Origin of the sequence: Paenibacillus sp. Soil766, assembly GCF_001428105.1 — a bacterium.
GTDB lineage: Bacteria > Bacillota > Bacilli > Paenibacillales > NBRC-103111 > Paenibacillus_E.
This window is the reverse complement of record NZ_LMSJ01000004.1, coordinates 90,198-114,283: the sequence shown is the minus strand read 5'-3', so window position 1 is coordinate 114,283 and position 24,086 is coordinate 90,198. Positions and strand designations below refer to the sequence as shown.

General features: G+C 44.2%; 23 protein-coding genes. 10 read left to right on the top strand and 13 right to left on the bottom strand.

Annotated features, from left to right (window positions below):
- Window positions 1–2: 2 nt before the first annotated feature.
- Window positions 3–1,109, bottom strand: a complete 1,107-nt coding sequence (locus ASG89_RS04400) for a GerAB/ArcD/ProY family transporter (RefSeq protein ID WP_057309080.1) — start codon at window positions 1,107–1,109, stop codon at window positions 3–5.
- A 230-nt stretch (window positions 1,110–1,339) separates the two neighbouring features.
- Here ASG89_RS04400 and ASG89_RS38415 point away from each other — a divergent pair, with 230 nt between their 5' ends.
- The gene (locus tag ASG89_RS38415) at window positions 1,340–1,873 is read left to right on the top strand and encodes a CBO0543 family protein (RefSeq protein WP_321166471.1); all 534 of its coding nucleotides are present in this window, start codon (window positions 1,340–1,342) and stop codon (window positions 1,871–1,873) included.
- Between the two features lie 55 nt (window positions 1,874–1,928).
- Here ASG89_RS38415 and ASG89_RS04390 read toward each other — a convergent pair whose 3' ends face one another.
- From ASG89_RS04390 to ASG89_RS04380, 3 genes are all read right to left on the bottom strand, one after another.
- The gene (locus ASG89_RS04390) at window positions 1,929–2,783 is read right to left on the bottom strand and encodes a hypothetical protein (RefSeq protein WP_057309079.1); all 855 of its coding nucleotides are present in this window, start codon (window positions 2,781–2,783) and stop codon (window positions 1,929–1,931) included.
- Window positions 2,784–2,957: 174 nt separating this feature from the next.
- Window positions 2,958–3,401, bottom strand: coding sequence for an SRPBCC family protein (locus tag ASG89_RS04385; RefSeq protein ID WP_082592717.1), 444 nt, complete (start codon window positions 3,399–3,401; stop codon window positions 2,958–2,960).
- A 2-nt stretch (window positions 3,402–3,403) separates the two neighbouring features.
- Window positions 3,404–3,742, bottom strand: a complete 339-nt coding sequence (locus ASG89_RS04380) for an ArsR/SmtB family transcription factor (protein ID WP_057309077.1) — start codon at window positions 3,740–3,742, stop codon at window positions 3,404–3,406.
- 232 nt (window positions 3,743–3,974) lie between these two features.
- Here ASG89_RS04380 and ASG89_RS04375 point away from each other — a divergent pair, with 232 nt between their 5' ends.
- From ASG89_RS04375 to ASG89_RS04365, 3 genes are all read left to right on the top strand, one after another.
- Window positions 3,975–4,778 carry a hypothetical protein gene (locus ASG89_RS04375; protein ID WP_057309076.1) on the top strand — a complete coding sequence of 268 codons (804 nt, stop codon included), beginning with the start codon at window positions 3,975–3,977 and terminating at the stop codon, window positions 4,776–4,778.
- 88 nt (window positions 4,779–4,866) lie between these two features.
- A complete protein-coding gene (locus ASG89_RS04370) occupies window positions 4,867–5,565 on the top strand; it encodes a response regulator transcription factor (protein WP_057309075.1) in 699 nt (232 codons plus the stop codon).
- Window positions 5,562–7,139, top strand: a complete 1,578-nt coding sequence (locus tag ASG89_RS04365; RefSeq protein ID WP_057309074.1) for a sensor histidine kinase — start codon at window positions 5,562–5,564, stop codon at window positions 7,137–7,139. Before ASG89_RS04370 ends, ASG89_RS04365 begins: the two co-directional genes overlap by 4 nt.
- On the opposite strand, the gene ASG89_RS04360 is transcribed toward ASG89_RS04365, so the two are convergent.
- On the bottom strand, window positions 7,101–9,026 hold the full coding sequence (locus ASG89_RS04360; RefSeq protein ID WP_057309073.1) for an ABC transporter permease: 1,926 nt from the start codon (window positions 9,024–9,026) through the stop codon (window positions 7,101–7,103). The genes ASG89_RS04365 and ASG89_RS04360 overlap by 39 nt on opposite strands.
- Window positions 9,013–9,780, bottom strand: a complete 768-nt coding sequence (locus ASG89_RS04355) for an ABC transporter ATP-binding protein (protein ID WP_057309072.1) — start codon at window positions 9,778–9,780, stop codon at window positions 9,013–9,015. Before ASG89_RS04355 ends, ASG89_RS04360 begins: the two co-directional genes overlap by 14 nt.
- Before the next feature lie 190 nt (window positions 9,781–9,970).
- Between ASG89_RS04355 and ASG89_RS04350 the strand changes: the two genes are divergently transcribed.
- Window positions 9,971–10,642 carry a response regulator transcription factor gene (locus tag ASG89_RS04350; protein WP_057309071.1) on the top strand — a complete coding sequence of 224 codons (672 nt, stop codon included), beginning with the start codon at window positions 9,971–9,973 and terminating at the stop codon, window positions 10,640–10,642.
- Window positions 10,639–11,673 carry a sensor histidine kinase gene (locus tag ASG89_RS04345; RefSeq protein ID WP_057309070.1) on the top strand — a complete coding sequence of 345 codons (1,035 nt, stop codon included), beginning with the start codon at window positions 10,639–10,641 and terminating at the stop codon, window positions 11,671–11,673. The genes ASG89_RS04350 and ASG89_RS04345 overlap by 4 nt, the downstream gene beginning before the upstream one ends.
- Window positions 11,674–11,812: 139 nt before the next feature.
- Here ASG89_RS04345 and ASG89_RS04340 read toward each other — a convergent pair whose 3' ends face one another.
- The 4 genes from ASG89_RS04340 to ASG89_RS04325 all read right to left on the bottom strand — a co-directional run bounded on the left by ASG89_RS04340 (window position 11,813) and on the right by ASG89_RS04325 (window position 16,674).
- Window positions 11,813–13,018, bottom strand: a complete 1,206-nt coding sequence (locus ASG89_RS04340; RefSeq protein ID WP_057309069.1) for a YhgE/Pip domain-containing protein — start codon at window positions 13,016–13,018, stop codon at window positions 11,813–11,815.
- A gap of 81 nt (window positions 13,019–13,099) precedes the next feature.
- Window positions 13,100–13,723: a TetR/AcrR family transcriptional regulator gene (locus ASG89_RS04335; protein ID WP_057309068.1), complete on the bottom strand. Its 624-nt coding sequence runs from the start codon at window positions 13,721–13,723 to the stop codon at window positions 13,100–13,102.
- Window positions 13,724–14,186: 463 nt separating this feature from the next.
- Complete coding sequence (locus ASG89_RS04330) at window positions 14,187–14,393, bottom strand: hypothetical protein (protein WP_235549590.1); 207 nt, start codon at window positions 14,391–14,393, stop codon at window positions 14,187–14,189.
- Window positions 14,394–14,400: 7 nt separating this feature from the next.
- The gene (locus ASG89_RS04325) at window positions 14,401–16,674 is read right to left on the bottom strand and encodes an S-layer homology domain-containing protein (protein ID WP_057309066.1); all 2,274 of its coding nucleotides are present in this window, start codon (window positions 16,672–16,674) and stop codon (window positions 14,401–14,403) included.
- Window positions 16,675–16,873: 199 nt separating this feature from the next.
- Between ASG89_RS04325 and ASG89_RS04320 the strand changes: the two genes are divergently transcribed.
- From ASG89_RS04320 to ASG89_RS04305, 3 genes are all read left to right on the top strand, one after another.
- The gene (locus ASG89_RS04320) at window positions 16,874–18,373 is read left to right on the top strand and encodes a spore germination protein (RefSeq protein WP_235549589.1); all 1,500 of its coding nucleotides are present in this window, start codon (window positions 16,874–16,876) and stop codon (window positions 18,371–18,373) included.
- On the top strand, window positions 18,370–19,524 hold the full coding sequence (locus tag ASG89_RS04315) for a Ger(x)C family spore germination protein (protein ID WP_057309064.1): 1,155 nt from the start codon (window positions 18,370–18,372) through the stop codon (window positions 19,522–19,524). The genes ASG89_RS04320 and ASG89_RS04315 overlap by 4 nt, the downstream gene beginning before the upstream one ends.
- A gap of 284 nt (window positions 19,525–19,808) precedes the next feature.
- The gene (locus ASG89_RS04305) at window positions 19,809–20,927 is read left to right on the top strand and encodes a GerAB/ArcD/ProY family transporter (protein ID WP_057309062.1); all 1,119 of its coding nucleotides are present in this window, start codon (window positions 19,809–19,811) and stop codon (window positions 20,925–20,927) included.
- Between the two features lie 187 nt (window positions 20,928–21,114).
- On the opposite strand, the gene ASG89_RS38155 is transcribed toward ASG89_RS04305, so the two are convergent.
- The 3 genes from ASG89_RS38155 to dgoD all read right to left on the bottom strand — a co-directional run bounded on the left by ASG89_RS38155 (window position 21,115) and on the right by dgoD (window position 23,060).
- A complete protein-coding gene (locus ASG89_RS38155; RefSeq protein WP_057309061.1) occupies window positions 21,115–21,465 on the bottom strand; it encodes a DUF3231 family protein in 351 nt (116 codons plus the stop codon).
- An 11-nt stretch (window positions 21,466–21,476) separates the two neighbouring features.
- The gene (locus ASG89_RS38150; protein ID WP_057309060.1) at window positions 21,477–21,755 is read right to left on the bottom strand and encodes a DUF3231 family protein; all 279 of its coding nucleotides are present in this window, start codon (window positions 21,753–21,755) and stop codon (window positions 21,477–21,479) included.
- A 156-nt stretch (window positions 21,756–21,911) separates the two neighbouring features.
- Entirely contained in the window at window positions 21,912–23,060 is a 1,149-nt protein-coding gene (dgoD, locus tag ASG89_RS04290) for a galactonate dehydratase (protein WP_057309059.1), read from the bottom strand.
- A gap of 262 nt (window positions 23,061–23,322) precedes the next feature.
- Between dgoD and ASG89_RS04285 the strand changes: the two genes are divergently transcribed.
- Complete coding sequence (locus ASG89_RS04285) at window positions 23,323–23,988, top strand: FadR/GntR family transcriptional regulator (protein ID WP_057309058.1); 666 nt, start codon at window positions 23,323–23,325, stop codon at window positions 23,986–23,988.
- Window positions 23,989–24,086 lie beyond the last annotated feature (98 nt).

Here is a 24,086-nt window from a genome sequence, read left to right as displayed (position 1 = left end):
ACTCAAGTATTCTTATTCTTTGACATTGGCTTTCGGATTGCTCCAACCCCCATTATGAGTAGTGGATACACTAGCCCTATCGTTATCACGTAGGGGATAAACGTTTTGGAATCGAACTCTGCCATATAAGCAACATTGGGATAAACGACAAGTGAATAAACAATCAGAATCATTCCTAGGGGTAAAACGAGCGGCCGATAATCTTTCATATTCAATATTTGAGCTAGCCCCATAACAAAACCATAAAAATAAAAAGTTGTCTTAAAATAAACCGTTAGAAACCAAATCCCTGCAATTAGGATTTCAACACGTTCCAATAAATTTCCAATGTTGATCTGTTTAGCTAACACATAGCTTGGAAACATATGACTTTCTGTTACGTTAGGTCCTAATACGGCTATGCATAAAAAGGTGATGACTACGAAAAAAAGTCCGCCTAATAAGGTGGCAATCAGGAAAGCTTTTTTTGCTTTTTGATTGTGGTTGACATGAACCGGAAACACCATGAACAACACGATAAAAGGAAGTGAAGACGTACCAGCAACCGACAAGACCGCTTTGATCAGAGGTTTACATCCCACAGTGAACATAGGCTGCAACAATTCAAATTTAATCTCCGGTACGAGACATATGACCAAAATAGTAAATAATAAAATGATCCATGGAAAAAAAATCTCTGCCGCACGGACTATCGCTTCAAGTCCAATTCGTACACCCATCACAACAACGATGCCAAAAATAAGATTGATCGCTTGAATAGGTGTATCAGGCATAACTTGTGTATTCACAAAATTCCCCATATAAAACAAGACCGTAGTGGCACCAACAAATGCAAAGGAAATAAATACGAGAGAGAACAGCTTCCCCAACCATTTCCCAAACAATATTTCGTTATATGTAGTAAGACTCATGTTTGGAAAATAATCTCCAACCTTGTTGTATAAACATACGACTATCAAATTTAGTCCAACTCCAATTAAAGCCGCGAGCCATGCATCCTGTTTGGCATCCACAGCAAGCCCCGATGGAATAACCAGAATTGTAGTCCCAATCGTAAATATCATGACAAGTACTGCAAACTGGCGGACGGATATTTTAACGTCTTCCATACTTCCCTCACTAAATGATTCAATTTATTGATACTATTCCCATATTTCCATAAATCATCAATAAAGTATGGCTTACCCAATCGTTTGCACTGTTATTACCATGAAAAAACACCACTTCGAGTTATCAAAGGGGTGCACTCTACTTCTTGTTATTCAATGCCGAACTTATTTTATCCATAATTTGGATTAAACATAAGATTGTGGGTAAAATAAAGCTTACAGCATGTGATATGTTGTATAAGATACGAAGGTGGTCAATTTTTATGCATGTTGTCATAGCTTTATTTACTATTTATTCAGTTTGGCGTTGGGCAGATTGGAAGAACTGGTACAAGTATCACTCAACTATGCTCTTTATAATGGCTGGTGGTCTTTTGTATGAATATCTAACCAAGGACTTTCATTTGTGGGTTTTTCATCCCGACTTTCTTTATAATCATCGGATAACGGTCATTGTATATGCAGTAATAACAATGCCCCTAAGCGTTCTTTTGTTCCTCTCAAGCTATCCAACAACAACTAAGTTAAAGGAGCTTGTCTACTTATTCAAATGGGTATTTATTTATTCAATTGTCGAATTAGCTTTACAGATCTTTGGTAGAATCTCATACGATAATGGCTGGACTTTTTGGCACTCAGTGATGTTTGATGTCATGATGTTCCCTATGCTAAGACTTCATCATATTAAACCACTACGTGCCTACTTATTATCATTAATAATTATCGTAGTACTAATGTGGTATTTCAAAGTTCCACTAAACTGAATAATCACGCACCATGAAAAACGGGATCCGCAGCTGCAGATCCCGTTTTGTTTTCCTATTTATTCGTGAATCGACCTCTATATAAACGTTCGCTGAACGCCTCAGCGATGAATAAAAGAACTAGGGGAGACAAGATATAATACCATGAGTCCCACCAAACAACGCTAAACAAAATCCCTACTTTTTTTAGGGAATATGTCACTGTTAATGCAACCGCCACTGTTAATACAATTTTCAACCATTTTTTTATCCGAAACATCTTCACTAAAACAACCAATATGATACAAATGCCTATGTAATACACAACGGAGAAAGCACTTGTGTCATACGACTGATTTTCATACCAGCCAGGTCGATAAATCCTGTTTGAGAAAAACATTATAGGGAGAAAATGCAACGTACCTGCTATAGGTGCAATGCATAAAAATAAAAAAACGGAATGTAGAAAACCATCTAAGGCATTTAGAATCCGGCGATAAATTATTTTTGAAAATGGAAAATACATTAAAAGACCTATAAACGTATATTCAATTCGCCACCAATGCAGGGTATAAATTTGAAGCTTCACGAATAACCATTCGATCCCCGCAAGCAATACTGTAGCTACAATAATCCAAACCCAGTTAAGCTGAAATATGGAGATGATGGTTGCCACCACAGGAACTGCAATCAAATTTGAAGTTAATGCACCCATATGGCTATCATAATATGAATTGTATTTGATGATTTTCGGGTGATACAGATAGCTTCCCATGAAAATATAGATTACGGCTTCAATGAGGTACGCAATTTCGACTAGTACTAGAAACTGGAATAAAGTATGCATGTTTCTTTGTTTGTAAAACACAAAGGCAAGTACAATCAAGAATACTACACTCAATCCCGCATACCAAAATGTATTATGAGACACTCCTACTCACTCCGCTTCAACAATCTTCGTACTCAATTCCGCAAATCCGCGAGGTACATAATTTTCCCATTTCTCATTAATTTTATCCTATCTTGCAGCTAAATAAATGAGAAAGGAGCAGCTGCCATTCGGCAAACTGCTCCCTGATATTGAACTATTGGTTTTCCGTTTCGTCTACTTTGACTGGTCGTGCAGGAGCGCCTCCAGATTGTCGAGCGTACTAGACCAACCGTCGTACACAAATTGATCGCCAGGGTGACCAGCGAATCCGCTTAGGTGGAAGATCATCTCAGTGCGATCGTCCTGTGCCGTGAGGGTTAGGGTCACGACAGGTGACTCCTCGATCGGAGCATCGGGATAACCCCAGGTGAAGACAAGCCTTTCGAATGGGATGACGTCAAGGAACACGCCTCCAGTGTGAAACTCCTGGCCAGTCTCCTTATTGACCATTGTGTAACGGTAGCGTCCGCCTTCGCGGACGTCGAAGGAGATCGTCTCTACAGGTGTTGAAGGCAGCCAGGCGGCAAGTTCCTTCTTCTCGGTCCAAGCGCGCCAAACAATTTCGGGACGGGCATTCAGAATACGGGTAATCGTGAACTCCGGTGCAGATGTGGTCATGTTCATTGTTCCTCCTTTGTGATCATGGACTTGAGGTGCTCTTCCAGTGCGTCGAAGTGCTGGTTCCACTCGCGGCGGTGCTTCTCGACCCAGGCCGATGCCTCATCAAGAGGCTTGGTGCGGATCGACAGGGTCCGCCATTGGGCTTTTGTTGTGCGTTCGATCAGTCCTGCTCGCTCCAACACTTTGAGGTGTTGGGAGATCGCGGGTGCGCTTATCTTGAAGTGTTCAGCGACCTCCCCGACTGTTGCGGCCCCCTGTGACAGCCTAGATAGGATGTTTCGGCGGGTCGGATCGGCAAGCGCAGCGAAGATGATACTGAGTGTGTCGTTTGCCTTCAATTAAGCAACTCCTTAATTAAGGATATACTTAATAGTATACCGCGTAATGTAGTCATGTCAAGCGGCTTGGAATCCCCCAGAAGCCTGTTTCTTTATAGTGGTATTATGCGTTCCATCACACAATTTCCCATATTGTTGCGATAGGATGTCCATAATCTTTCGGTACAGTAAGGGTGTAAGGGAAATCAACCATCCCTTCCACGCTGTACCAATCGAAAGGAGTTTTCACATTATGAAAACAACATGGAAAAAACGCGCCGTTCAAACGAGCCTGCTAGCTATCATGACAACCATCGCATTCGGTGCTGTAAGTGCATCTGCGGCAGATACAACTACGGACACGAAAACTGCTCCAGCCATTCAAATGGTAAAGGCTGTTGGATCAGCGCCAGCTCTTCACTTCCGATCTTCGAGTGTAGGCTTGCTTAATCAACCTGCTCATGAGCGCAACTATTTGAAGCTTCTTGTCACTACATACGCACCGGATACCCTCGCTGACTGGAAGAAGGCACTCGACGATCGCAAGCAAGTAGAAGCAGATATGCCTAAGTCTGCTTTCGCTAAGACAGTAACCATTGCAAGTAAAGATGCTGCTGAAGGCGCCGTACAAGTATTCCCTGCTGAAGGTGCTGCTTTCGTTACTTCATTTGAAGGTGGAGAAGCCATTGAAGCTTTACCTCTATTACCTACTCTCACAGCTGCAGAGATCAAAGACCTTCCTGAAGGGGTAGCTCATCCTACTAAAGGATTCATTACAAGCTTAACGAAGTCCGATGGAACACTTCCAGAGCAGATTACCCGTGTTCTTCCAGTTGAGGCTGGAGTTGCGAGTGATATAATGATAGCTAAGCCTGTAGAATCTGAGAGCATGAAACTTCAACAAAAATTAGCAGAGGCGGTAGAAGCGGATGATGCAGAAGCAATCCGTGCGATCTTGCCAGATGTATGGAAGGATTTTGTAAAGGGAACCGAAGACATGCGTGAAATGACTACGAAAATCAAAGAGCAGCAAGCAACAGAAGCTGAGAACAAATAAATGGCAAGTAAGGTGGATCCGATCGCATATCCTGCGATTCGGCTCCACTTTTCCTCATGTTATGAAGGCATGGAAGGCGTGATATACGATGTATAGTATCTATTTAGTCGAAGATGAAGAACATTTAAGAGGCGTGCTAGCGGCCTATTTGGAGAAAGAGGGGTGGCAGGTGCGTTCGTTCCCCGATGGAACCTCAGCTAGAGAGGCAATCTCGGAACGGCCGGACTTGTGGGTCCTCGATATTATGCTGCCTGGCGTGGATGGCTTCCAGCTCATCCGAGAGATTAAAGCCGATCAGCCGTCACAGCCTGTGATCTTCATCTCAGCCCGCGATGCCGATATCGATCGCATTATTGGTCTTGAGCTTGGGAGCGACGACTATTTGGCGAAGCCATTTCTACCACGCGAGCTAGTCATCCGCTGTCGCAAGCTGCTAGAACGCGTATATGCGCGCCAAGGGAACAGCCCGCTGACCGCTTCCATGGAGCGCCGTGCGCAGCTCACTACGTTAGCTACCTATACGATCGACGAGCCCGCTCGCACCGTAATCGATCGCAATGGCACAACGCTCGATCTGACTTCGAAAGAATTTGAGCTGCTGCTCTATTTCGTTCAAAACCAAGGGCAAGTCCTCGAACGCGAGCAAGTTTTGCGCTCGGTATGGGGCATCGACTACTTCGGTACTGATCGTGTTGTCGATGATTTAGTACGCAGACTGCGCCGCAAGCTGCCAGACATGCGCTTAGAAACCGTATACGGATACGGGTATAGGATGGTGAAAGCATGAGTCTTCGACTAGGCCAGTGGCCGCTCGCCATGAAATTATGGGGAGCCTTCGCCGCGCTGACATTGTTCATTTTTACACTGCTTGCCGTGCTATTGCCTTGGACGCTAAAAGGCTTTTTCACGGAGCAGCTCTATGATATTTTGATGGATACCCAAAGTGGTCTACAAGTAGAGGCAGCACAGACGGTAACGAGTCCTGTTTTCGCTTTCCCTATGACCCCTCAACCCGTTGACATTATGACGAGTTCCACTCCACTGCTAGAGAGCCGGGTGGTGGTGACACAGAAAGCACAAGATATTTATGGAGTTGGCGTAGTCAGAGGGGAATCAGCTCCCACTAGGACTCTTACGGAAGCTGGCGTAGCGATTGATCCCTCCATGCTGGCCACGCAGCTCACCTTGCCTTTTCAGGCGACCACACTAGCTGGCCCGTCTATTCGTCATTTTATGATTAACGGAGCACAAGCCGCACAAGCGATCGAGGCAACAGCCTCCAGCACAGAACCGTTCATGGCGGCCATGGAGAAGGATGCTTTGGCCCAGCTGCAACCCGTTGCCAAGTATACACGCAGTATCGATAATAACAGTATCTTTTATGTCATCCGCAAAGAGGTCGTCCATGGAGCACCCAACTTTATCGTCTCCTACGCTTGGGGCAACTACCGCAACGATCTCATCATGTCGATGTTCTTCCGATTGATCCTATTGATGGTTGGCCTTATCGTGGTCAGCTGGCTCCCCTGCTTATTGCTGGCTCGCTATTTCACGCGTCCACTCGTTCAGATGGAACGCCATGTGGGACGCATGGCCGAGCGCGATTGGCATGAGCCCATCGATACGGGCCGCCGCAAAGATGAGATTGGCCGCCTAGGCAAAGCCATTGAAGGGATGCGGCAGCGGCTTGTGAAGCAAGATCGTGCGCAGCAATTCTTCTTGCAGCATACGTCGCACGAACTAAAAACACCGGTCATGGTGATCCGCAGTTATGCGCAATCCATTCAAGACGGTGTTTTTCCGAAAGGCACATTAAGTGCCAGTTTAGGCGTCATTATGAAAGAAGGCGAACGCCTGGAGAAGCGCATCCGCGATCTGTTACTGTTGAACAAATTGAATTATTTTACGGCCAAAGAGAAGCCTTTTCATGCTTTTGACATCAAAGCGGTTATTGAAGATGTTGTTGAACGACTTCGCTATAAGCGCCCTGAGATCACGTGGGAGCTGAACATAGCACCTCATACGCTCCTCGGAGATCAGGAACAGTGGAAGATCGCTTTGGAAAACATGCTCGATAATCAGCTTCGCTATGCCGAATCTTGTATTCGGATCCGCATGAGCCCCGCTCCTCATTTTGAAATTGGGATGAGTAACGATGGCCCGCTCCTAGATCAAGAGATTGCGGATAATCTGTTTGAGCCTTTCCGCACCGGCGGCAAGGGGCAGTTCGGACTCGGCCTAGCCATCGTGAAACAAATTATGGATCATCACGGGATGAGCGTTGGGGCTAAGAATGCATGGAATGGCGTCACCTTCACCATTTTACCTGCTGACAATACGATTCGAGGCTCCGAGACATAGCACGAAGTAGCAGAAATAAATAGCTGCATAAAGGATCGTCGTTATCATCACCGGGATGAAGATCTCTCCGCTAATGAGCTGGATTGTCGTCAAGGCTTTAAGAACCATGATGCTGTGCATAACACCTAGCAGAAGAGGCAACATGAACACGAACAGGGTCTGCTTGGCAATCGTCGTCCTAATTTCTTTATGGCTTACACCGATCTTGCGCAGCATCGCATAGCGCGCTTTATCTTCGTTCGCATCCGTTAGCTGTTTGAAGTAAATCATACATCCAGTCGCAGCCAGGAAGACAAGCCCTAAGAAGCCCAGCGTGAATATATCCAAGCCTGCCCCCTCCATGTTTTGGCGATATTGATAGTAGTAGGTAGACATCCCGTTCTGATCTGTCTTCAGCTTCATAAGGGAATTCGAGGTCAACTTCGTAGATCCTTGATTCTTGACGATATACCCTTTGTATGTCACTTCTTCTAAACCTGGCAGCAGCTTAGCATACATGTTGTCACTGACGATGAAGACGAGATCGGGGAAGCTCCATGGCAGCATTCTTCCTACAATTAACTGTTGGACAGTTAACGTTTGCTTATCTGCCTGAGCACCCAAAGTAATCGTATCTCCCTTCACTTCATTCAAGGTAAACGTCGAATATCTCGGCTGAATAACTGCGATATCTTGATCCTGGAGTACAACCTGACCTTCTCGGGCTAACACCTCTGAGGTCCGATTGTACATGGAGGCTGACACCAGCTTGATGGGAACGGAACTCGGTGAATGACTCGATGGATGATAAAAGAAATTCGTCACGTCCGCTGAAACTCGGATAATCGGAACATCCAGCTTAACTTCAATTGGATGTTCTTGATCCCCCTCCAACATACTACTTACTTGCCCATCGAAGCTTGCTCCTTGTGAAATGTGCATGTAGCTGAAAGGCGCTTCCTCCTCCGCATCCTTGGTGATCGTGAAAAAGGCGCTTGATCCTACCGTAACCGCACAAAGCGTTAGCGCGCTGAGCAGCGCAATCATCGTGAACATCCGTGTATTCCCTCGAATGCGATAAATCAATTGCGCAGTGGAGATCATATTCATCCCCTTATAGTAGCGAGACTTCGTCTTTTGGGCGATTTTTAACATATAAATGAGTGCATACCGGAATAGCAGATACGTGCCGGCGATCAGGGTGCCGAAGATAATGAGGAAGTTCCGCCCCATTTGAGCAGAAGTCGTCATAGGCTGAAACACCGTCCAGTAGCCGATAATCAATAGAGCAACTGCCAACACTGCTGAGAAAGCCGATGGCTTCGGAACCTGCTCCCCCTCTTGCTCTGCCTTGAACAAATCCACGAGCTGGAAGCGATAGATCAAGCGATAGCTATGGATGGAAGTTACCACGATAATGATGGCAAATACGATCAGTGTGTTGACAATCGCTTCAGAGGAAATACTGAAACTGACTTCAACTGTTGAATCCAACAACTTGAGGAACATCATGGCGAATAATTTGGAGAGTAACGTGCCTAGAATGATCCCCACGCCAACCGCGCCTATCCCCATCATCATATTTTCATAAAATAACATCGTACCAATTTTACGCTTCCTCACACCAAGCAAGGCGTATAGGCCTACTTCCTTCTTCCGCTTTTTGGTGAAAAAAGAATTGGAATACCAAATAAACACCGCTACAAACAAGATGAGAATCAAGGAAGCTTGCGTGAAAACGGACTTCATGCCCTCCCATTTCTGCATATTCGCCGCGATCTCCTCACTGAAACGTAAAGAAACGAACGTATAATAAATCACGACACTGAAAATCATGGAGATGAAATAGATCAAATAATTTTTCAGATTACCGATAACATTCCTTCTAGCCAGACTAAATAAGGTCACTTGCCCCACCCCCTAGCACCGAGAGCACATCCATGACTTTGTTGAAGAACTCCTTGCGCGAAGACGTCCCCTTATTTAACTCCGTAAATAATTGACCATCTTTAATAAATACTACGCGTGTACAATAGCTAGCTGCAAAAGCATCATGTGTCACGATGAGAATCGTCGATTTATCCTGCACGTTCAAGCTTTGTAAGCTTTCCAGCAACTCTGTCGCAGACTTCGAATCCAATGCCCCTGTCGGCTCATCTGCTAGTACGAGACTAGGGTTCGACACGATGGCACGGCATGCGGCTGTTCGTTGCTTTTGGCCCCCAGATATTTGGTACGGGTACTTATCTAGCAACGGATCGATGCCGAACTTCTTGCTGATCACCTCTACGCGGCGCTCCAATTCAGCCACATTCATTCTTGCTAGGGCAAGCGGGAGAATGATGTTCTCTTTCACAGTCAACGTATCGAGCAAATTGTAATCCTGAAAAATGAAGCCCAACTTATCACGGCGAAATTTCGCCAGCTCTGCCTCCTTCATCTTCACCAGACTAATCCCGTCGACAACGATTTCCCCCGAGGTTGGCTGGTCGATTGTGGCTAACAGGTTCAACAGCGTCGTTTTGCCAGATCCAGAAGGTCCCATAATGCCGACGAATTCACCTTGGGTAATGGACAAATCGATATCTTTCAGCGCCGTAAATACATTGCCTTTGGTGCCGTATACTTTCTTTAATTGTTTGGCTTCCACGATCGTTTTCATAGCGGTTATTCCTCCAATATCATGGTTTGATTCCTGATACCTCTATCCTACTATCTTCGGGATCCTGCAACCATCGAAGTAACTTACAACGCCTCTGCGGTATCTTACATTTTTGTCATGATTATGCTACGATTTCTGGTGAAGTGTTATAATCGGCTCATTCGTCCCTATAGGAGGCATGAAACTTTCTATGAAAATTATGATTGTGGAAGATGATAAAACGATACGAGATACGGTGGCTGAAGCACTGGGCCGCTGGGGGTTTGAAACGATTATCATCGAGCAATTCGACGCCGTTCTCACCGTTTATGTGGCCGAAAATCCCCATCTGGTGCTGATGGACATTAATTTACCGGCGTTCGACGGATTCTATTGGTGCCGCCAAATCAGGGATGTTTCGAATGTACCGATTCTCTTCCTTTCGTCTCGCAATACGCCAATGGATATGGTTATGTCCATGAATATGGGTGGCGATGATTTTATCCAGAAACCTTTCTATACCGACGTCCTCGTGGCCAAAATCAATGCCCTGCTGCGCAGAACCTACTCCTACATGGAGACATCGGCTAACGTAATGGCCCATAATGGTGTCGTCCTAAATCTGAAGGATGGTGACATCGCCTGTGGAGATCAGAAAACTGAGCTTACCCGCAATGAGTTCAAAATCCTCACTATTCTCATGCAGCATCAAGGCGCAATTGTCAGCCGAGAGCAAATGATGCGAGGTCTCTGGGAGGATGAGAGCTTCGTTGACGACAATACGTTAACCGTTAATATTACCCGCCTGCGCAAAAAGCTAGCAGAACTTGGACGCGATGATTACATCACAACCAAGAAAGGGCAAGGGTACATGATCCCATGAGCTTTCTCTCTTATTTAAAGGATAAACGATATTTCATAGGCATGTATGCAGTGACGATGCTATTCATTTCAATGATCATGTTTGTCAGTGTCAAAGGGCAGGACGCCCTTAATAACATCACCTACACGAATGCAGGCTGTTTTCTATTCGCTGCCTTATATATAACCATTGGCTACTTCTATCGGAAGTCCTTCTACAAGGAGCTGGGTGAGTTTCTTGGCAAAAGCCAACATCAAGATTGGGCCATCGAAGCGTTGCCCGAGTCTCAAAACAACGAGCAAGAGCTCTATCTACAGCTGTTAACTCAGCTTTCTAAGGATCAAGCGAATGAAACGCAGCTCCTGCAATCGGAGATCCGCAATCATCAGGACTACATCCTCTCTTGGATTCATGAGGTGAAGCTGCCCATCGCAGCCAGCCGTCTCATTATGGAGAACCGCGCCGGCAAAACCGCGGAATACCTCGTAGACAAGCTCGAAGACGAGCTTAGCAAGATCGATAGCTACGTCGAACAAGCACTCTACTATTCGCGTATTGACTCCTTTTCCAGAGATTACTTCATCTCGGAGTTGTCTTTGAACCTACTAGTGAAGGAGAGCATCAAGAAGGTTGCCAAACTGTTTATCGCCAAAAGGATACGCCCCGACATGGAGTCGCTTACCCTAAGCGTGAACAGTGACAGCAAGTGGCTGGGCTACATCATTGGCCAGATCGTGGCGAATGCCTTGACCTACACGGACAATGGTGGCAGCATCACCTTCCGCTCCGAGGAAACCGACTCCGAGAAGCGGTTGATCATTCAAGATACGGGGATTGGCATCGACGCCGCTGATCTCGGTCGCGTGTTCGATAAAGGCTTCACTGGGGTGAATGGCCGAACACACAGCCGCTCTACCGGTATGGGACTCTACTTAGCCAAACAAATGGCGCTAAAGCTGGGTCATGATCTGTCGATTACAGGAGCGGTTGGCGAGGGGACTACTGTCACCATTCACTTCATGAAGATGCAGCATTATAATGATTTGCGTTGATGTTCATAGAAAGCCGATAATGCGAAAAGGCTCCAACCTGGGTGTCAGGTTGGACCCTTTTGTGATTTTCAGGTCTGAAGCTCGACTAGACTATCTGCCGAAACCACTTTTCTGTTGTATCTACAACAGATTGACTGTGTTACATAGAACGGAAAGCCTCAATTTTAGCTGCAGGTTGATCGTGCTTTTTTAACAGGGACAGGAAAATAACCACCATAGCCACGACACCAATCGTGCCTAACGTCCACATCGGACTGGTCAAGTTCAAGTTCTGACGGAAGTAGAACAAATCACGAAGTCCTTCCGCAGCGAAACGAAGCGGCAGCCACGAGTACAGCCAATCTTGGCTGAATGATGGCAATAATTCTAATGGCAGGGAAAGCACCGGTACCCCGAAGAAGAAAACGAGCACGAACAGCGGCACTCCTTTTAAACCAAGCCAGCTTACAACGGCCGTTTGCAACAGGAAGAAGGCGAAACCGACAAAAGTAAGGAATAACCCCATCTCCCAATAATTGGGGATCGTTAAGCCCAGCCACTTACCTGCTACAAGTAGAATACTGGCAGCAGAAGCCGCGGTGATGACGACACCACTGAGCAATTGGGAAGCTTGAATCCCGAAGCGATGCGAGCGCGAGCCCGTTTGCGTTGCTTTTCCAGCTGCCATGAAAAGTAACAATGTTGTCACCATGGCTCCAAACCAAGCAAGCTGGGTCAACACAACAGGTGCGTTACCATTTGCGCTGTTCGTGCCAACGGCATTCATGTTCTTGCTTGTGACCACGATCGGTGAAGCGAATGCTTTGGTTTGGTCAACGGTAAGGTTGCCGCCTTTTTGACTAACTTGTGCTAATAGTTGCTCTCTTACTTGACCGTTAACGCCATTAAGGATCTGGCTCAGTACGCCGTTCGCCATCGTAGCTGCGGTGTTATTCATCCCTTGGTTCACATATACCGTTATGGATGACGCCTGCGGCACAGGGGATAATAAGCTTGCTAGCTTATGGCTGAAGTCTGCCGGAATGATGATCGCTGCGTAGGCTTGCTCTCTATCCATCGCATCGATGGCTTCTTGTTCACTAGCAAGTGTCTTCCACTTAAGCGGTGATACGGTGTCAGCTTGAGCTGGGACAGCCGTTATTTTCTCCTGAATGAGCTTGCCGAAATTCATTTCTTGGCCGGTTGGAAGCTTCTCACCCGCATCCATTTGAACGAGCAATACGGGAAGATTCTTAGGCGTAGGATTCACCGTCGAACCGAGTTGCGCAATACCCAATAGAAGAATGACGAGGAAAACGGCAATAATAGCGATATACGGGTGTTTCTGTTTAAAAAAATGATTCATAGTGATGCCTCCTTAAATTCATATAATGAGTGTATTTCTTTTTCATTCAACGTTGTGTGAACGAAATTATTAAAAAAGAAATCACTTTCTCCAAAGTGACACAGTGAAAGCGATCATTTTTTTCAAATAACTATCGATATCCGTCTCCAACATATTCACAGCTGTGAATTGTCCAATTACGGCTATCATGCCTACGGAAATCACTTGTTTGGCCGCTAAGCCAAAGTCCATTTCCCGAATTTCTCCTGCTTCTGCTCTTTTCGTCAGAGCTTCCTTTAGCGCTTGGTGCCGCTGCAAAATCAACTGCGACATGAAATTCTTATCCTCTGATAAGATATTATCCGAATCTCGCAGCATAATTTTCATAAAATCCGGATCCCCGATGAGCGTGCCCACCAATCTTGAAATAAACAGATATAATGCTTCTTCTAACGGCTGACCTGGATGGATACCTTTAATTAACTGATCCATCAGTTCCATCCGAGCTCGCTGAGCCTCATGGAAAATGGTCTCCAATATCTCCTGCTTTCCGCCTGGAAAGTAGTGATACAACAAGCCATCTGTGATCCCGATATGCTTATTCATAGCACGAATTGACGTCCCGTGATAACCATGCTCCGCAAACAATTGCTTCGCACCAAGCAAGATTTGCTCTCTACGTTCGGCAGCCTGATGATCGCGGCTTGTTTTTGGCACTCTTTTCATACCTGTAATCTCACCTTCATCATTTCGTTCAACGATCGTGTAATGAATTATAGACCACTTTTTTTGTAAAAGCAAGGGGCTGATGGAGAATAACGACGATAATCAACGACAGTCTAACGACAAGAATCTATACCCATTAGGGACAAGAATATCCCCCCAATCATTAAAACCACAGAATTTCACGACAAGAATATCCCCCGAATACGAACAATGCGACATGAAATTCCCTCAAATGTGAACAGTCATTTTTGATTATCACTTTTGAGATGACACATGAGAGGAAATATAAATTAATACAGTACCAAAAATACTTCAAAACATAGTAAAAAAGGGAAGTTCAAAATGAACTGCCCTTTTCGTTTGGCTACTACGCGGCGTCCCTTTCAAAAGTAAACATCAGTCACCAGAACCAGGAACAGTGCATTTCCTTGGAATATGTACTTATTCATATTAAAATCATCTGCTATTCTGTATGCTCGTAAAGTGTCGCGCTCTCGATATAATTGATCATTCTTCTCAAGTCTTTCAATTGTTCGCTGCTGATCTCCCCAGTTTCGTACATGCGGCGAATCTCTGCGCGTTCAACGTCCATCACACCGATCCGCAGCTCTTCTTTTTGAGCTTCAACGGCTTCATTAAATTGGGCTGTTCCTTTAAGGCGATCGATCACTTTCAATTTAAGACCCTTTAACCTCTGTTACCCCTCTTTCGAGTAGGTTTAGCAGGAATTTGATTGCTTCGGCTCTGGTTAGAGTGTCATTACCCTTGTAGCCTTCTACCGTGGCTGATGTTTTGCCTTGAGAGTAATTTTTGTTCAAAAGGTACTTGATTGAAGCATCACCTTGCAGAGCTTGACCATCTACCGAAGCGATGATATTGGCTACTTGTTGGCGCGTAATCTTCGTGTCGCGGGACTTCTGGTTTGAATACCCCGTTAGAGGAAGGTTATACTTTTTAGCAAGATTGTATACACCATCAGACCAACTGTTGGTTTCAGTCAAATCGACGTTTTTCGGATCGGACTTTAAAGCACGTAGGACAAAAGCAAGGAACTCGGCTTCAGTGACATCACCGTTTGGTTTGAAAGAGTGGTCTTCATATCCCTGAGCGATATTTTGGCTGATTGCCCAAGCGATTTCTTTTTCTGCCCAATGCGAGGATACATCCTTCATTTGTTTGTTGACTGTCTGGTAGTTCGATGGGATGGTGCTTACTACTTTGGACGGATCACCTACAGTCGTAGGAAGTTTAGGTTTGACCGCTTCGCCCTCTGCAGATACTGCTATCGTGAATGATAACCCTTTGTAGGTAGCCGTAACAGTAGCATTAGTGAAAGGCTCTGTCGAAGTGAATACCCCATTAGAGACAGTTAGGGCAGGATTGGACGATGTGAATGTGGCTTGAGATGTTACATCCGTGTAGCCATCATCTGTTTTATAGTAGATCGTGTTTGACTGTGGACGACCTACACTCAAGACCATACCCGATACCATAGCTGATAACGTACCCAAAGATTCACCTTTTGTTGTGAAAGACCAAGTCTTTTGGAAATCGCCTAACCCCTCCGTAGAGCCATTGAAGTTGACAGTGTAAGTGGTATTAGGAGATAAGGGACTCTTAGGTGTTATTACAATTGAACCTCTACCTGAATTATTTTTATCCGTTAGGTAGAAAGGAATATCCGTACCTGAAGCATCTTTGATCGTTGCATTAATAAAAGTTACGTCACCGAAGCCAGTTACCGAAACAGTAATAGGATAACCAACCTTAGCTCCTGCTTTTCCGTGTGGTTGCAACGGGTTTGGAGTTTCATTTGCATGCCAATAAGTCGGTACCCCTTGCTGATTAGGGTAAGGGTAGTACGAAACAGTTTTTGTATCGCTGTTGACGTAGCCAATATTGGCTACTGTCGATACAGGAGGAGCTAGATGAATACCGATACCAACTTCGAATGCGTTAGGGTCTAGCATCAAGACACGATGGTATGGGGCGTCGATTAGACCTTGAATCGCTTGGTTATTGTCATTGGGGATGTAATGGACTACTTCGCCAACGCCACCACGACTTTGATACCCCACGTAAGCAGTACGTTCGCTAGAAGATGAACCAGTGAACCCAACGTCTCCCGCTGTCTCCGAGTGCCCTTTTGATGCCTGTGCAGACGAAACACCTAAGTAGTTGGAATGGTTTTGTGCCGCTTTCACCAGTAGCGTATTCTCTGTTACGACAGAATACCCCATAGCCGAGCGGATACTGTTCCAGAGGGCTAAACTACTGGTGCGTTGGGCGATAACTTGAGGGTCTTCTGTACCTTGAACTGATGCTGAACTGGCTACACGAACTTCGGCTGTAGCTGATCTATCTGCGAGAGTTGCTGTTATAGTCGCCGTACCTGCCTTTAAGCCCCTGATTTTACCAGTGTTATCAACCGTGACTACATCTGGAGACGAAGAGGTGTAGGTGGCTCTAGCTGTGTAATCGATATTAGGTCCGAAAGAAGCTTGACCTGTAAGGGTAAATGTCTGGGTTGACCCTGCATTTACGGTAAATTGAAATTGTCCGAAACGCAAGTTATAGGGTGGAATAACTTGAATAGATCGTGTTTTGGTATCACCACCATAAGTAGCTGTGACTACCGAAGTCCCAATGTTATTCGCGTAAAGAGAACCTTCTGAGGATACCGCTAGTACCCCAGAGTCAGCAGAATGGAAGGTAGTATCGGATAAATCGACCCACCCAGACACTCTTGTGTAATCACGTAATTTGAGATTTAAGGATTGACCTAAAGTTAGGGTGTTGATGGAATGATCCTCAGCATCCGTGATATACGCTCCACTTGTTAATGTAGAAGTGCTTGCGCTTGCACTCGATAATGGTGCTACTGCGGAGATGATAAGTGATAAGGCCATTGCAGATGATAGTAATTTCAACTTCATTGACTTTAGATTCATAGTAGTGCTCCTCTTGTATAAGTGTTTAACCCATTATTTCGACAAACAAAATGTAAATTCCTGTATTATCCTGTCTAAATAATAAAGACTAAGCTTTTTTGATCGCTAAATATTGGATAGATATGCCTTTCTTGGACAGAATAAATGCATAACCATGATCTGGGAATAGGTGAACAAAATGAATGCGACCTCTCATCCAATGGATATTAATAAAAACTTGTCGGAATCGATTCTCGATAATTTGAACATAATGAACCAAATTTTTGAAGGCGCACATGATCTTGTGATCCAAGAATGGCGTTTCGGTATGGATTTCTCTATTTCTGCCTGCTCGATTTACTTTAAAACGCTTACCAAGGAAAACGAAACCAATTACCTGAAAAGAGCGCTGCAAGATCTGCTTAAGCATGAAAACGGACCAGCCACCGACGTAACTTTGGAAGCATTCACCTCATTTTATGAAAACCATGGTGTTTCGACTAGAAATTCTGTTCTGTTCGAACGGCTTGACGATATAATTACTCAAATTTTAAATGGCCATATTATTATTCTCATCGATCAATGGAACAAAGCACTCGCGTTTGATGCACTTTCCGTCGAAACCAGAACTGTAGCAGAACCGGTAAGTGAATCCGTCGTGCAAGGTCCACGCGAAGGGAGCGTCGAAGATCTTCAGACAAATGTGGGATTGATTCGAAAAAGGTTACGCACCCCTGACCTTAAAATGACCTATTTGGTCGGAGGCGGCGAATCGAAGACCAATCTCGTATACGGTTATTTAGATAGCCGAGTAAGCAAGCCTTTGCTGAATGATTTTCGTGAGAAAATAAGTTGCATCCCGGCGTTGGAAATACTCGAGACATCCTATATCGAAGAATTGGTCGAAGACAATATCTATTCACCGTTTCCGCAAGTACGGTTCACTGAACGTCCAGATGTGGCTGTTGCTGGACTGCTGGAAGGTAAGATCCTGGTGATGGTAGACGGAACCGGCACGATGATGTTATGCCCTGGCTTATTTATCGAATTGTTCCAATCAAGCGAAGATTATTACCAGCGGACTGTCCTGTCGAGTTTAATCAGGTTGTTGCGCATTTTTGCATTTGTCATCGCACTTTTGCTGCCTAGCATTTATATTGCGCTTACGACATTTCATCCAGAGCTCATCCCTACCATATTGCTTCTTGCCATCGTCGATGCAAGAGAGGGAATTCCTTTTCCAGCATTTGTTGAAGCGTTCCTCATGGAGTTTTTCTTTGAGCTGCTTCGGGAGGCGGGAATTCGTTTGCCACGTCCTGTTGGATCAGCTGTTAGTATCGTAGGGGCACTAGTTATTGGGGAGGCTGCAATTGCAGCAGGCATCGCATCGCCTAGCATGGTGATCATCGTCTCATTAACAGGAATTGCTTCCTTTGCAATCCCTCAATACAGTGTAGCGATCGGCTTACGTGTTCTGCGGTTTCCGTTGATGATATTAGCAGCTTGGCTCGGTGGGTACGGTCTGATGCTAGGGTTGCTGCTAATCTTGCTTCATCTGTGCAGATTAAGACCGCTAGGTCAGTATTACATGTCTCCACTCGCGCCTTTGAACTTATCCGAATGGCGGGATGTATTTGTTCGCGCACCTCTTCGACAGTTGATGCGAAAGTCTCGAGCAGGTACTTTGGGTAAGACTTTGCAGAGGAATGATAAAAGATGAACATATTTCTCCGAATGAACACGGTTCTGGTGATAGTTTCGATTTTCCTTACGGGTTGCTGGAGTCATTACGAATTAACGGATTTGGTATTCGTGATGGGTCTAGCGATCGATACGAAGCAGGATGGGACTGTGCAGATAACTACTCAATACTATAAACCGAAAGGGGAAAAGAGTAGTAGCCAAAGCATTGGAAATGCCAGTTTTAATGTCATATCAACAGGCGATTCGGTCCTACCCGCGATACGCAATATCACAGGAGAACTTGGAAGGAGATCACAATGGAGCCATATGCGGGTCATTCTGATCAGCGAAGAGACCGCACGCCGAGCGAATATTGGCGAGCTACTAGATATTTTCTATCGCGACCCTGAACCACGTCTAACAGCATCCATCATGATTACGAAAGGCAATGCACAATCGTATTTAGAAAAAATACCAACAATAGAACAAACATCTAGTCAACAAATCATGCGATCCAAGGAGGCGCTCTATAAATATGCAGCTCGAACTGTCGACTCTAACTTATTTAATTTAGGTAAACAGTTGCGGGACAAAACCGGCAATGCGGTCATTTCATACGTTATTCCGAGTCAGGAGAAAGGCTTCAAGGTCAGCGGTTCCGCCTTATTTAAGAAGGAGAGAATGGTCGATAAATTGACTGGAGATGAAAATGACGGATATCTCATGTTAACGAATCGTTACAACTATGGTCTGATCGAGGTGCCATGCGGAAATTCCAGTGAAAACAAGCAAAAAACTGAAACCCTTGAAGTAACAGATTTTTCGAGCAATCTAGATTATCAATTTGTTAATGACAAATTGGTCGTTTCGGTTAAGGCAATGGCCAAGGGCTCGGCGCGCGAGCTGAAATGCACAAATTTCAAGTCAGTCGATGCTGAAACTGCTTTTGTGAAAAAGACGGAGGAAATTATCGTCGATCAGATGAAACAAACGTTTGAGAATCTGCAAGAAAAGAAGCTGGACATTTTTCTAATCGCCAATCGTGTTTATCAAAATAACGAAAGCTTATGGAACAAGATAGAATCAGAATGGGAAGACTATTTTTCTCATGCCAGTTTTGACGCTCGTGTAACGTTAAATCTGGAAAACACGGGTACATCTGCCGGTAAACCGGTATTTTCGAAGTAACCCGGAAAGGTGAACGTATGACTGGATTTATTATTTTGATTTTCATCCTTTATGGAGCGATCTTTACCCATGATTTCAAAAGATTAAAAGGTGCCCAGACTAGAGAACGTCTTGTTTATGCCACACTCCTGACGATTACCGTACTTATGAGCGTAGATTGTATTTGGCATACAAAATTTTTCGCAATGTACGATTGGGCGGACTATGTATTTGGTAACAGTTCTCGCAGGGTGGTCGAAATGTTGAAACCCTCAGAATAACCTTGGAATTAGGTGAATGGATTCATGGATACAAAAGGGTCTACGATCAGTGCTAGACAGCTCGGAGTCTTATTCTTCACATATTTAACAGGGTCATCCATTATTAATATTCCTGGCCCCATAATTGGAGTAGCGAACAACAACGCATGGTTGTCCATCTTACTTTCTTGGATTGCCGGTTGCCTCCTGCTAACGGGTATGCTCTATTTGCATAAACGCTTTCCTAGAACAGACTTTATTGAAATAAGCAATTCCTTAATTGGAAAGGTCGCGACATTCATCCTCGTGATCATTCTTCCGTTACCGTATATTATTCATATCGGTACAGGGATTACGCTGGATGTTGGTCTCTTTATGGAAAGCACCATGATGAGTGAGACGCCGATTTACATTTTTACATCTACAATTTTGGTTGTAGCTGTATTGACCGTCATGTCAGGTATTGAAGTTATCTCACAAATGTTTGCGTTACTTCTTGTTACTTTACTTGTTTTTGTAAGCATCGTGCTTGTGCTCAGCATTCCTGATTATGATTTCAGCAATTTGAAACCGCTCATACCGAGTAAGATCAAGCCAGTTATTTTAGGTGCCTATATGTCATTTTCATTTCCATACGCGGAACTTTTCTTGTTCAGTATGTTGATCCCATTCGTAAAAGAAGATGAGCAAAAGCGAATTCCAAAAGTTATGTTCGTCTCAATGACATTAAATCTGATCGTTTTGATTCTGGTTACCACAAGCACGATCCTAGTCTTCGGTCCCTTCGCTGGCGATCGTAAATTCCCTATGTTCGAGTTGGCGCGCATGATCGAGGTACAGGAAATCGTTCAACGGATTGAATCCGTTATTGGCATGTCCTTAATAGTGGGCTCTTTTATGAAAGTAACGATTACACTGTATGTTATGAATTTATTTGTTGTACGATTGTTCAATCTCCGTGATAGCCGGCTGTTAATTTTAATCGTGGGAATGATCTTTTTTTTAAACGGGAAAGCTTCATTCACAGGAATAAGGAAATGGGTGGAAACCGTTAGTTATTTAGGTCCAATGTGGGAGCCTTTTGCGTTTGTATTGCCTTTAGCACTACTACTTGCGGTCAGCGTCTTACGCCGCAATTTAGTACAAGCAAGGTCTCCGAATTGATTAAACAGTATGTTTTTATACCACTTTAATGATTTTATGATTGTTTATTTAACTAATCTCCTACTACTTGAATGAAAACAGGGAGCAGCTGCCGTGGCAATCTGCTCCCTGATTATTGTGCTATCGTCTTCCGAGGGAGTGCAATGACATATAACCCATCATTTTTCTGAGAAAAAGGCATCACCGTTTACACGGATAATAGAGCATTACGTTCTATCGGACCAGGCATCTTTTCCATCCATTTTTTCTTTATTAAGAGTTCGGCACCGTCATCTGCAAATGTTCCTGTTTCTGCTAATACCCGGAGGTATAAAGCTGATAAATCTCTCCTAGTGTTTGCTGCAATAGCTGCTCCATAATTCCCTAAACCTAATGTTGAAAGGAAGATCGTATGGTATAGCATAAGCTTCTCAGAAAATGGGGCTTCCTTTGAATTGGATATATCTGTTTCCCAAGTCATAGGTGCTGGCAAATGGTCATCGCGCAATAGAGAGCTGAATACTGCAATATGTTTAGAAGAAATATCTCTGCCGCGCATAATATATTCGACTACTTCCTTTGTACTTCATCCTTATCAGTAAAGGCAATAGGAATAGGGAATTTTTCGTTTTCAAATAGCGAATTTTTAAATTCCATATGTTCCTCTGTCAATCCAAGTGCGTACTCAACGATTGGTTTCACTTCCGCGTCTTCAACTTTATTCAGAAAGTATTTGAGCACGCAATTTGCCATACTGTCACCGAAATAACCTGTCCATAGGGGTGTGAGATCACCAGAAGTTAGTCGGATATCATTTTTCTTATCTATTACTGTATTATCTTGAGTCATTATGTATTTCCCCTATCATGGTTATTAAGTCTATTCATAGATTTCCATGATTCAAGTTTATTATTCACTACATAACCAATTACAAGTCTAACGACAGTATTGCTTACCATAAAAAAGAAGCTCCCGCACTCAGGAACTTCTCTCTGCTTATTTATTTTACCACTCAGCTACAGACCCGTCTTTGTGACGCCATACGGGATTTCTCCACCGATGACCAATCTCCGACATTTTCCGAACGTATTCTTCATTAATCGTTATGCCAAGACCAGGACCATCAGGAATTTTTACATATCCGCCTTCATAGGAGAATACAGCAGGATCGATAATATAATCAAGTAAATCGTTACCTTTATTATAATGAATGCCAAGACTTTGTTCTTGGATGAAAGCATTGTAGGCTGTGGCATCTAACTGTAGGCATGCTGCTAGTGCAATTGGCCCTAACGGACAATGAGGTGCTAGAGCAACATCATAGGCTTCGGCCATCGAGGCAATTTTTTTGCATTCCGTAATCCCTCCAGCGTGGGATAGGTCAGGTTGTATGATATCAACATAACCATCCTCAAGCAGCTTTTTAAAATCCCAACGGGAGAACATACGCTCGCCTGTAGCTATTGGGATATTGGTATGATGTGCGAGGTCTCGTAAGGCTTCATTGTTTTCTGGTAAAACGGGCTCTTCTATAAACATGAGACGGAAAGGTTCTAATTCCTTGGCTAAAACTTTAGCCATTGGCTTGTGTACTCTGCCATGGAAATCTACACCAATCCCCAAATTCGGTCCAACTGCGTCTCGGATCGCAGCGACCCGTGCAATTACCTGATCGATTTTCTCATAAGAATCAATAAACTGCAGCTCTTCGGTGGCGTTCATTTTAATTGCGGTGAATCCGGCTTTAACCTTCTCCAATGCATCTTGACATACGTCGCTTGGGCGGTCGCCCCCGATCCAAGAATACACTTTTATCGAATCTCTACATGCGCCACCTAACAGCTGATAAATTGGAGCATTGTAGAATTTTCCTTTGATATCCCATAAAGCCTGGTCAATTCCAGCGATTGCGCTCATTAGAATAGGACCGCCCCGATAAAAACCAGACCTGTACATAACCTGCCAATGATCCTCAATACGCAAAGGATCCTTACCAACTAAATAGTCCATAAGTTCAGATACAGCTGCCTGTACAGTATGGGCTTTCCCCTCAACGATTGGCTCTCCCCATCCAACAATGCCTTCATCGGTTTCTATTTTCAAGAACAACCAGCGCGGTGGAACAATAAACGTCTCATAGCTTGTGATTTTCATCCATTTCCCTCTTTTCTCTAGCTTCTTGTAATTGGCACATTCATCGGATGACTTTGCCTTTCAAATGAGCATTTCCCTATAAATTCAGCCCGAAATCATGCCAAAAATAAAATACATACTATCTATAATTGAATCATAGTATCTATTTTCCTCTTTGTCAATTCATAACTATTATTTCTATACGTGTAAGTAAGATAAGTGTTTTTACAATATCTTCTGTGTTAGAATAACAGATAATAATTTGGAGGAAGGGCGCTAAATCATGAAAAAAACGGTGTTTGAAACCACCATTAACGCATTTAAACAAAAAATTATAGACAAGGAATGGGCCCCGGGGGATCGGCTTCCTACCCTCCAGCAATTGGCCAATCATGTTTCTGTTAGCGTAACGACTGTTAGGGAAGCTCTTCGCACGTTGGAAAGTCAAGGGCTGATTAGTATTGAGCACGGACGTGGCATGTATGTTAGAAATGACCCGCTTTTACTCGAAGATCCGACGATGAAACTAGAAGAATTAGGGCATATTTCGCTTGTTACTGTGTTGGAAGCGAGATTATTAATAGAACCGGAATTAGCCGCACTATGCGCCCAATATGCATCAAAATCACAAGTAAAAAGGCTTCATGAATTAACAACACAACTAGATCAGGAGATGAAGGAGGGTGGATCTTACTTAGATACAGACTTGGCATTTCACCAAGTTATTGTGGAAGGCGCGAAAAACCCAGTTCTAGGGAGAATGATGGAAGCCATTATGCCCCTTCTTAAAGATGGCAGGAAACAAACCAACACGATGCCCCACATGAGAACGAAAGCTTCGCATTATCATGCGTTAATTGCCATAGCTATTGAAGAGCAACAATGCGAAAAAGCAAAAACCTTGATGCAGGCCCATATTACCGACATGCTGGAAGCTTTGAAAAAATGATCGATCGAACCGTTTCTGCTAGTTAACTGGATGTTCTACATCTATTTCCGGGTAAAACTAGCCAGTTATTTGCATGGCCTCAGGAGTCTGACGCGTTG

Bases quoted from the DNA above. Each gene is read 5' to 3' on its own strand.
- ASG89_RS04285 (WP_057309058.1), top strand. From the start codon at position 23,323: ATGAAAAAAACGGTGTTTGAAACCACCATTAACGCATTTAAACAAAAA.
- ASG89_RS38415 (WP_321166471.1), top strand. From the start codon at position 1,340: ATGTTGTATAAGATACGAAGGTGGTCAATTTTTATGCATGTTGTCATA.
- ASG89_RS04335 (WP_057309068.1), bottom strand. From the start codon at position 13,723: ATGAAAAGAGTGCCAAAAACAAGCCGCGATCATCAGGCTGCCGAACGT.
- ASG89_RS04365 (WP_057309074.1), top strand. From the start codon at position 5,562: ATGAGTCTTCGACTAGGCCAGTGGCCGCTCGCCATGAAATTATGGGGA.
- ASG89_RS04340 (WP_057309069.1), bottom strand. From the start codon at position 13,018: ATGAATCATTTTTTTAAACAGAAACACCCGTATATCGCTATTATTGCC.
- ASG89_RS38150 (WP_057309060.1), bottom strand. From the start codon at position 21,755: ATGACTCAAGATAATACAGTAATAGATAAGAAAAATGATATCCGACTA.
- ASG89_RS04305 (WP_057309062.1), top strand. From the start codon at position 19,809: ATGGATACAAAAGGGTCTACGATCAGTGCTAGACAGCTCGGAGTCTTA.
- ASG89_RS04325 (WP_057309066.1), bottom strand. From the start codon at position 16,674: ATGAATCTAAAGTCAATGAAGTTGAAATTACTATCATCTGCAATGGCC.
- ASG89_RS38155 (WP_057309061.1), bottom strand. From the start codon at position 21,465: ATGCGCGGCAGAGATATTTCTTCTAAACATATTGCAGTATTCAGCTCT.
- dgoD (WP_057309059.1), bottom strand. From the start codon at position 23,060: ATGAAAATCACAAGCTATGAGACGTTTATTGTTCCACCGCGCTGGTTG.
- ASG89_RS04355 (WP_057309072.1), bottom strand. From the start codon at position 9,780: ATGAAAACGATCGTGGAAGCCAAACAATTAAAGAAAGTATACGGCACC.
- ASG89_RS04375 (WP_057309076.1), top strand. From the start codon at position 3,975: ATGAAAACAACATGGAAAAAACGCGCCGTTCAAACGAGCCTGCTAGCT.
- ASG89_RS04370 (WP_057309075.1), top strand. From the start codon at position 4,867: ATGTATAGTATCTATTTAGTCGAAGATGAAGAACATTTAAGAGGCGTG.
- ASG89_RS04350 (WP_057309071.1), top strand. From the start codon at position 9,971: ATGAAAATTATGATTGTGGAAGATGATAAAACGATACGAGATACGGTG.
- ASG89_RS04345 (WP_057309070.1), top strand. From the start codon at position 10,639: ATGAGCTTTCTCTCTTATTTAAAGGATAAACGATATTTCATAGGCATG.
- ASG89_RS04315 (WP_057309064.1), top strand. From the start codon at position 18,370: ATGAACATATTTCTCCGAATGAACACGGTTCTGGTGATAGTTTCGATT.
- ASG89_RS04400 (WP_057309080.1), bottom strand. From the start codon at position 1,109: ATGGAAGACGTTAAAATATCCGTCCGCCAGTTTGCAGTACTTGTCATG.
- ASG89_RS04385 (WP_082592717.1), bottom strand. From the start codon at position 3,401: ATGACCACATCTGCACCGGAGTTCACGATTACCCGTATTCTGAATGCC.
- ASG89_RS04320 (WP_235549589.1), top strand. From the start codon at position 16,874: ATGGATATTAATAAAAACTTGTCGGAATCGATTCTCGATAATTTGAAC.